This is a genomic window from Jiangella aurantiaca (assembly GCF_004349105.1).
Lineage (GTDB): Bacteria > Actinomycetota > Actinomycetes > Jiangellales > Jiangellaceae > Jiangella > Jiangella aurantiaca.
In genome coordinates this window covers 74,630-82,808 of sequence record NZ_SMLB01000027.1, presented here as the reverse complement: position 1 = coordinate 82,808, position 8,179 = coordinate 74,630, and the positions used below count along the sequence as shown (strand labels likewise).

At 71.0% G+C, this 8,179-nt stretch carries 6 protein-coding genes; 5 read left to right on the top strand and 1 reads right to left on the bottom strand.

The genetic code is table 11. From position 1 onward, the window contains the following. Positions 1–192: 192 nt before the first annotated feature. Positions 193–1,332, bottom strand: coding sequence for a mandelate racemase/muconate lactonizing enzyme family protein (locus E1262_RS18675; RefSeq protein ID WP_132104641.1), 1,140 nt, complete (start codon positions 1,330–1,332; stop codon positions 193–195). Positions 1,333–1,503: 171 nt separating this feature from the next. Between E1262_RS18675 and E1262_RS18670 the strand changes: the two genes are divergently transcribed. The 5 genes from E1262_RS18670 to E1262_RS18650 all read left to right on the top strand — a co-directional run bounded on the left by E1262_RS18670 (position 1,504) and on the right by E1262_RS18650 (position 8,169). Further along, a complete protein-coding gene (locus tag E1262_RS18670; RefSeq protein WP_132104640.1) occupies positions 1,504–2,496 on the top strand; it encodes a LacI family DNA-binding transcriptional regulator in 993 nt (330 codons plus the stop codon). Between the two features lie 71 nt (positions 2,497–2,567). Continuing rightward, positions 2,568–3,962, top strand: coding sequence for an ABC transporter substrate-binding protein (locus tag E1262_RS18665; protein ID WP_162605982.1), 1,395 nt, complete (start codon positions 2,568–2,570; stop codon positions 3,960–3,962). 31 nt (positions 3,963–3,993) lie between these two features. Further along, positions 3,994–4,941 carry a carbohydrate ABC transporter permease gene (locus E1262_RS18660; protein WP_203454013.1) on the top strand — a complete coding sequence of 316 codons (948 nt, stop codon included), beginning with the start codon at positions 3,994–3,996 and terminating at the stop codon, positions 4,939–4,941. Further along, complete coding sequence (locus E1262_RS18655) at positions 4,938–5,807, top strand: carbohydrate ABC transporter permease (protein ID WP_132104638.1); 870 nt, start codon at positions 4,938–4,940, stop codon at positions 5,805–5,807. The genes E1262_RS18660 and E1262_RS18655 overlap by 4 nt, the downstream gene beginning before the upstream one ends. A 49-nt stretch (positions 5,808–5,856) precedes the next feature. Further along, positions 5,857–8,169, top strand: coding sequence for a hypothetical protein (locus E1262_RS18650; RefSeq protein WP_132104637.1), 2,313 nt, complete (start codon positions 5,857–5,859; stop codon positions 8,167–8,169). The last annotated feature ends 10 nt before the right edge of the window (positions 8,170–8,179 follow it).

Sequence of the window (8,179 nt, the reverse complement as noted above, 5' to 3'; positions counted from 1 at the left end):
GCGGACCGCAAACCGAAATAGAGCCACACCCCACAAGCGGGATGGGCAGCCCAGAAGAGAGCGTCCCGCCGAGCGCCTGGACCGAGTCTGGCCGGACACCGGTCCTACGGGAATCGTCTAGTAGCCCCGTAACTCCGCGGTTTCTCCAAGATCAACGCGGCGTGGGTGGCCTGCGGTCGCAGGTGATGGGAGTCACCAGTTCGTGTAGGCGCCGTCGGGGGTGCGCAGGTGCGGCCGCTCGGCCGGGGTGGCCCGCAGCTCGCGGGCGGCCGCGCGGTCGATGTCGACGCCGAGGCCGGGCAGCTCGCTGCGCTCCACCCAGCCGGGCCGCACCGTCGGGCGGACGGTGAACAGCGCGGCCGTGGCCGGCTCCGGCGCCACCTGGTGCTCCTGGACGCCGACGTTCGGGCAGGCCAGGTTGAGGTGCAGCGACGCGGCCGCGGTGACCGGGCCGAGCGGGTTGTGGGTGGCCAGCTTGACGTAATGCGTCTCGGCCAGCGCGGCGATCTTCTTCGCCTCGGTCAGCCCAGCCGCGACGGCGACGTCGACCCGCGCGTAGTCGATGAGGTCGCGCTCGATCAGCCGCTGGAACTCCCACTTCGAGCCGTACACCTCGCCGGTGGCCAGCGGCACGCCGGTGCGCCGCCGCAGCATCTCGTAGCTGTCCAGCGACTCCGCCCGCAGCGGGTCCTCGACGAAGTACGGCCGGGCCGCCTCGATCTCGCGGCAGAGCGTGACCGCCTCCGGCGGGTCCAGCCGGGTGTGCACGTCGAGGATCAGCTCGATGTCGTCGCCCAGCGCCTCGCGGGCGGCGTGCATCAGCTCGATCGACGCGCGCATGGTGGCCCGCTGGTCCAGCACGCCGTCGTCGTACGGGGCGGCGAAGCGCAGGTGCCGCCAGCCCTCGGCGACCAGCTGCCGGCACCGGTCGAGGAACGCCGGCAGCTCGCGGTGCTGGTCGCCGACGTGGACGTAGCACGGCACCGCGTCGCGGACCTGGCCGCCGAGCAGCTCGTACACCGGGACGCCGAGCGCCTTGCCGCGGATGTCCCACAGGGCGACGTCGATGGCGGCGATGGCGGCGGAGAGGAACCGGTCGGACGGGAAGAAGCCGCGCCGGAACATCACCTGCCACAGGTGCTCGATGCGGGTGGGGTCCTCGCCGACGATCAGCTCGGCCAGGTGCTCGATGGCGCCGGCGACCGCGCGCTGCCGGGTCCGGATGCCGACCTCGCCCAGGCCGTGGATGCCCTCGTCGGTGTCGACCGCGACCAGCATCATGCTGTCGCCGTGGTCGGGCAGGGTGAGCACTTCGCACCCGGTGATCTTCATAGGCTTCGGCGTCCCTTCGATTGAAAACGTTCCCGCAAATCACTCATCGCTGCGGTCAGAAACCGTAGCGTACGTCCTACTTCGCTGCATAGACACCTCTTGACATACATCAGAAACGTTTGCAATGCTGCCGCAGCGTCACCCGTCCACCACAGCGTCGAGGAGGAGCCCATGGCCGTCACGATCGGCGCGGTCGCCAAGGCCGCCGGCGTCTCCGTCTCGACGGTCTCCCGCGCGCTGAACACGCCGGACCTCGTCAACGCCGCCACCCGGCAGCGGGTCGTGGCGGCCGCCGAGCGCCTGGGCTACACGCCCAACCCGGCGGCGAGGTCGTTGCGCGAGGGTCGCACCGAGTCGCTCGGGCTGCTGATCCCCGACATCACCAACCCGTTCTTCCCGCCGATCTTCAAGGCGATGCAGGAGCGGGCCAAGCGGCAGGGCTACACGCTCCTGGTCGCCGACAGCGACGAGCGCGAGGCGGACGAACTGGAGACCATCGCCGCGGTGTCGAAGAAGGTGGACGGCCTCGTCCTCTGGGCGTCGATGCTGCCGGAGGACCGCCTGGCCGAGCTGGCCGAACGGATGCCCGTCGTGCTGGTCAACCGGCAGGTCGAGGGGGTCAGCGAGGTGCACGTCTCGCTGACCGACGGCATCGCCCAGGCCGCGGAGCACCTCAAGGCGTACGGCCACCAGCGGTGCGTCTTCGTCGACGGCAACGGCAACCGGCCGGACCAGTCGCGGTCGAAGTCGATCCGGGCGGCGTTCGACGCGCACGGCCTGTCGCTGATCGAGATCGGCCCGTACGAACCCCGGTTCGAGACCGGCGTGCACGCCGCGCCGCTGGTGCTCGCCCACCAGGCGACCGCGGTGCTGGCGCACAACGACCTCGTCGCGATGGGCGTGCTGCACCAGCTGGCCGCGCTCGGCGCCGCGGTGCCCAATGACATCAGCGTGGTCGGCATCGACGACACGCTGCTGGCGTCGGTGTCCACGCCGTCGCTGACCACCATCCGGATCGACCCGGACGAGGTCGCCAGCCGCGCGGTCGACCTGCTGATCGGGCTGGTGCACGGGCGCCCGCCCGCCTTGCCGGTGGTCCAGGTCGGGTCGCGGCTGATCCCTCGCGGGACGACCGGGCCGGCCCGGCGCGATCCGCGGCAGTAACCCGCCGACGCGTCTGTCGGTTGTCCCTTTCTCCAGGCACGAGGAAGTCCTTGGGAGCGCACATGACATCCATGGCCACAACACGCCCGTTTCGCCTCGGCGCGCTGCTGCTGAGCGGCATCGCCGGCGCCGGCCTGCTGACGGCCTGCGGCGGTGACGACAACGCCGGCGGGAGCGGCGGCGACGACGGCGGCGCCGTCACCATCCGCGTCCAGGGCCTGCCGCCCGGCACCGACCAGGCCGGCCAGGACCAGTTCAACGCGAAGATCGCCGAGTTCGAGGAGCAGAACCCGGACATCACGATCGAGGCGTCCACCAACGAGTACGACCCGCAGACGTTCTCCACGCTGCTGGCCGGCGGCGGCGTCGAGGACGTCATCCGGGTCCCGCTGACCGAGCCGCAGGGCCTGATCCAGCGCGGCCAGGTGCAGCCGATCACTCAGCTCCTGGACGAGTGGGAGCACGCCGACGAGATCAACCCGCAGGTGCTGGAGCCGATCTCCGACGCCGACGGCGAGGTCTACGGCGTCCCGCGCTCGCCGTTCGCGCTGGGCCTGGTCTACAACCGGGCGCTGTTCGAGCAGGCCGGCCTCGACCCCGACGCCCCGCCGGCGACGTGGGACGACGTGCGCGCCGCCGCCCAGGCGATCAGCAGCGCCACCGGCGCGGCCGGCTTCGTGCACGAGTCCAAGGACGGCACCGGCGGCTGGCAGCTGACGATGATGACGTACGCGCACGGCGGCGAGCTGGAGCGGCCCGACGGCGACACCTACGTCGCAGACTTCCAGAACGACGCGGTCCGCGACTCGCTCCAGCTGCTCAAGGAGATGCGCTGGACCGACCAGTCGATGGGCGAGTCGCAGCTGCTCAACCAGGACGACGTCATCCGCCAGTTCGCCGCCGGGCAGGTCGGCATGTTCATGGGCACGCCGGGCACCTACCGGCTGGCCAAGCAGAACTTCGGCATGGAGGACACCGCCGACTACGGCGTCACGTCGATGCCGCAGGCCGGCGGCGACGCCACGATGAGCGGCGGGGAGATCTTCATGGTGCCGGCGTCGGTGCCGGAGGACCGCGCCGCGGCGGCGGTGAAGTGGATGGTGTTCTACTACGCCGAGCCGCAGTACGACCCGGAGGTCGCGGCTGCCGAGGCCGAGGCGCTGGCGCAGGACCCCGCCGCTGCCGTCGGCGTCCCGACGCTGCCGATGTTCGACGAGGCGCAGCAGCAGCTGATCAACGAGGCGATCGCGCCGTTCGTCAACGTCGAGCTGGAGAACTTCCAGCCGTATCTGACCGGCACGCCGGAGCTGGAGCTCAAGCCGGAGCCGCCGCTCAACGCGCAGGCGCTCTACCAGGTGCTCGACCCGGTGGTGCAGGCCGTGCTGACCGACCCCGACGCCGACATCGACGCACTGCTGGCGTCGGCGGAGGACGAGGCCAACCGGCAGCTCGCCGCCGCGCGGTGAGCAGCCCCGCACCGACCGGAGGAACGATCCAGTGACGACGGCGACGGTCACCCGTCCCACCGGGGAGCAGGCGGCCCAGGAGAGCCGGGCCGCCCGCTCCCGCCGGTGGCGCTCCGGCGGGCGCAGGGAGCTCATCGGGCTGCTGTTCCTGCTTCCCGCGATCGCGGTGTTCGGCATGTTCGCGTGGTGGCCGATCGTCCGCGGGCTGATCATCAGCTTCCAGCGGACCGACCTGATGGGCACCAGCGAATGGGTCGGCCTGGCCAACTTCGAGGCGCTGTTCGCCGACCCGCTGCTGGGCACCGCGGTGCTCAACACGTTGCTGTTCGTCGGGCTGGGCGTGCTGATCGGGTTCCCGGCGCCGCTGATCCTGGCCTCGATCCTGTCGACGGTCCGCCGATTCGGCGGGGTGTACCGGTTCCTCGCCTACCTGCCGGTGGTGATCCCGCCGGTGGTGTCGGTGCTGCTGTGGAAGTGGTTCTACGACCCCGGCGCCGGGCTGTTCAACGAGCTGCTCGGGAAGGTCGGGCTGGGGCCGTACCCGTGGCTGGAGTCGCCGGACACCGCGATGCTCAGCCTCGTCCTCGAGTCCACCTGGGCCGGCATGGGCGGCACCGTCCTCATCTACCTGGCCGCGATGGTGGGCATCCCGGCCGAGCTGTACGAGGCGGCCGAGATCGACGGCGCGAACATGTGGCAGCGCATCTGGCACGTGATGCTGCCGCAGCTGCGCACCGTGATCGCCCTGCTGCTGCTCTGGCAGCTGATCAACACCGTGCAGGTGTTCACCGAGCCGTACGTGTTCACCGGCGGCGGGCCGCAGAACGCCACTACGACCGTCCTCCTGCTGATCTTCCGGTACGGGTTCCAGCAGGGCAACTACGGCCAGGCCGCGGCGCTGGCCCTCCTCCTCGCCCTCGCGCTGGCCGTCCTGTCCGCGGTGTACCTGCGGGCCACCCGGAGCTGGAGCAAGTCATGAGCGGATTCGTCTCCGAGACCAGCCGGCGCCGCCCGGGCACCTGCGGCGCGCTGTTCACCGTCCACGGCCTCACCCTGATCGCGCTGGTGCTGATCGGCCTCGGGCCGCTGTACTGGGCGCTCAAGGGCGCGGTCTCGTCGCCGACCGAGCTGGTGACGAACCCGCTGGCGCTGTGGCCGGCCGACGCGCGGCTGGGCAACTTCACGCTGGCCTGGGACGAGCTGCAGGTCGGCCGGTACGTGCTGAACAGCTTCTGGATCGTGCTCGGCTCGTGGGCGGTGCAGCTGTTCGTCGCCGCCACCGCCGGGTTCGCGCTGTCGGTGCTGCGGCCGCGGTTCGGGCCGTACGTGTACGGCGCGATCCTGGCCACGATGTTCGTGCCGTACACGGTGTCGATGGTCAGCCTGTTCCTGACGATCATCGACCTGCCGTTCCTGGGCATCAACATCGCCAACACGTACTGGGCGATCTGGCTTCCGGCCGGCGCCAACGCGTTCAACGTGCTGCTGGCGAAGGGGTTCTTCGACGCGCTGCCACGGGAGCTGTTCGACGCGGCGAAGGTCGACGGCGCCGGCACCTGGCGGCTGCTGGTGAGCATCGTGCTGCCGATGAGCCGGCCGATCCTCGCCGTCATCAGCCTGCTCGCGGTGATGCACTCGTGGAAGGACTTCATCTGGCCGCTGGTCGCGATCGCCGACCCGCAGAAGCAGCCGATCGCCGTCGCTCTGACGGTGCTGGCCGGCCAGGCCCCGCAGGACCAGCTGATCGCCGCGATGGTGCTCGCGCTGATCCCGCCGGTGGTCGTCTTCCTGATCTTCCAGCGCCACATCGTGGCCGGACTCGGTTTCACGGGGGTGAAGGGCTGAGCCCTGAAGCAACACCGTCCGCACTTCGACGAAGAAGGAGGGACGCACCATGCCCGATCTGTCCAGACGCACGTTCGTCCGCGGCTCGCTCGCGGCCGGCGGCACCGGCCTGTTGTCCGCGGCGCTGCCGGCCACCGCGCAGGCCGCGGACGTCACCGTCACCGACCCGGCCGGCACCGTCACGCTGGCCGCCGACGACGCGACCGGCGCGATCCGCGTGCACGACGGCGGCGGCACGCACCGCCTGACGATCACGCACTTCAAGTACTCGAACACCGCCCGGACGTTCAACGCGTCGTCGGTGACGAAGCTCAGCGACACCGAGCTGCACGTCCAGTACGTCACCCAGCACCCGACGGTGACGGTCAAGGCGGTGGTCGTCGCCGGGCTGCGCAAGGCGCGGATCCGCTGGGAGGTCAGCGGCGCGGAGGCCGTGCCGGGCCAGTTCGCGATCGCCCGCGCCGTCGTGAACGGCACCGAGACGTACCAGCCGGTGACGCTGTGGAACCGCGACGGCGGCGGCGGGATCCCGTACGAGACCACGCACGGCGTCGGCTACGCGATGACGTACGCCGACAACCGCCTGCTGCTCCGGCTGCGCGACAGCACGCCGGGCTTCGGCGACGCCACCTGGCTGCACGCGCCCGGGACGGCGGCAGCCGACGGCGGCTTCGTCACCGAGACGGTCCTCGTGCCCGGCCTGATGCGGGCGCACTCGGCCGGCGTCATCGCCCGCGACATCCTGACCCCGCTGGGCATCGACCTATGGACCGACCAGCCGTTCCACGTGTGGAACACCGGTGGCGCGAAGACCGTGAACGCCCAGGTGGTGAATGCCGAGGCCACCGCGCGGCAGGTGCGGGTCGCCTGGACAGCCCGGACATGGGACGGCGCGGTGCAGTCCGGCACGACCGGGCCGGCGACGGTGGCCGCGCGGTCGGTGTGGAACTCGTCCTTCCAGGTCGCGCTGGGCGGCCGGGACATCGCGTTCGTGGAGGCGGTGGTCAACGACGTCACCAACGCGAGCGTCACGGCGTTCGCCCGCACCAACGTGGCCGTCCTGTCGTCGTCCAGCTACCAGGCCGGCGACGCCAGCATGTTCGGCCTCGCCAACTACCCGTGGATGCTCACCGGGCCGGCGCAGGACGACGTCGCGGCGCTGATGAAGCTCATCGGCATGAAGTGGGTCCGCACCGCCTACGCGGGCGCACCCGGCATCCCGCCGGCCGAGCTGGACCGGCTCGGCTTCCAGCACAACGTCCAGCTGGGCGACCTGCCGATCGGGAAGCCGGCCGACGAGCAGGAGGCGTGGGCCGCAGCGCGGGTGGCTCTGTGCGTCGATGCCGGCGCGCGGTACTACGAGTGCGACAACGAGCTGAACCTCACCGAGCCCGGCCTGGAGCCCGAGCAGTACGTCACCGACGCCCTGGCGCCGCTGCGGCACGCGATGGGCGACGACCCCGCCTTCAAGGTGATGACCTGCGGGCTGGCGGGCCTGGACGAGGCATGGCTGGACAAGTTCACTGAAGCGGACGGGTGGCGTCACGTCGACGTGCTCGCCTACCACCCGGGCCGGGGCAACTACGTCGCCGACTACGACCCGCCCGAGCCGTGGCTCGAGCCCGACGGTAGGCGCAAGCCCGTCTTCTGGAACTTCATCGGCTCACTCCGCAAGGCGCACGAGGTGCGCACCGTCAACGGCCGCAAGGAGCTGTGGCTCACCGAGGCGTACGCGTCGACCCAGCCGAACCGCTGGTGGACCGACACCTACCGGCACGCCGCCGAGAACGTGCTGCTGCAGCTGATGTTCGCCAAGGCATACGGGGTGCGCTGCGTCACCTGGTACACGCTCGACGACGGCATCGAGCAGCAGCCGAGGGAGGCCGACCCCGGCGACGTCGAGTACCACTTCGGCCTGCTGCTGCGCGACCGCAGCCCCAAGCCGTCGCTGCTCGCGTTCGCCACCGCGGCCCGCTTCCTCGATCAGGCCCAGTACGACGGGCGGATCACGTTCTCCGACCCGGAGGTCAAGGGCCTCCTGTTCACGACGCCGACCGGCCGGTTCTGCGTGCTGTGGACCCGGCGCGACGGCTACGTCCTCAACGACGACCCGGCCCGCCGCGACCCCGGCAACCCCGTGTACTACCGGACGCCGGAGCCGTGGCTGGACCCGTGGCCGACCAAGACCCCGATCTCGCTGCCCACCCCGGCGGCCACCACCACCGTCCGCGAGCTGAACAGCATCGGCCAGGAGACACTGCACACCGCGACTGCCGGACGGGTGACCGTCACGCTCGACGGCGCGCCGCGCATCTTCGTCGGCCTCGACCTGACCACCACCGACCTCTACCCGGTCAACTGAAGGGACTCGA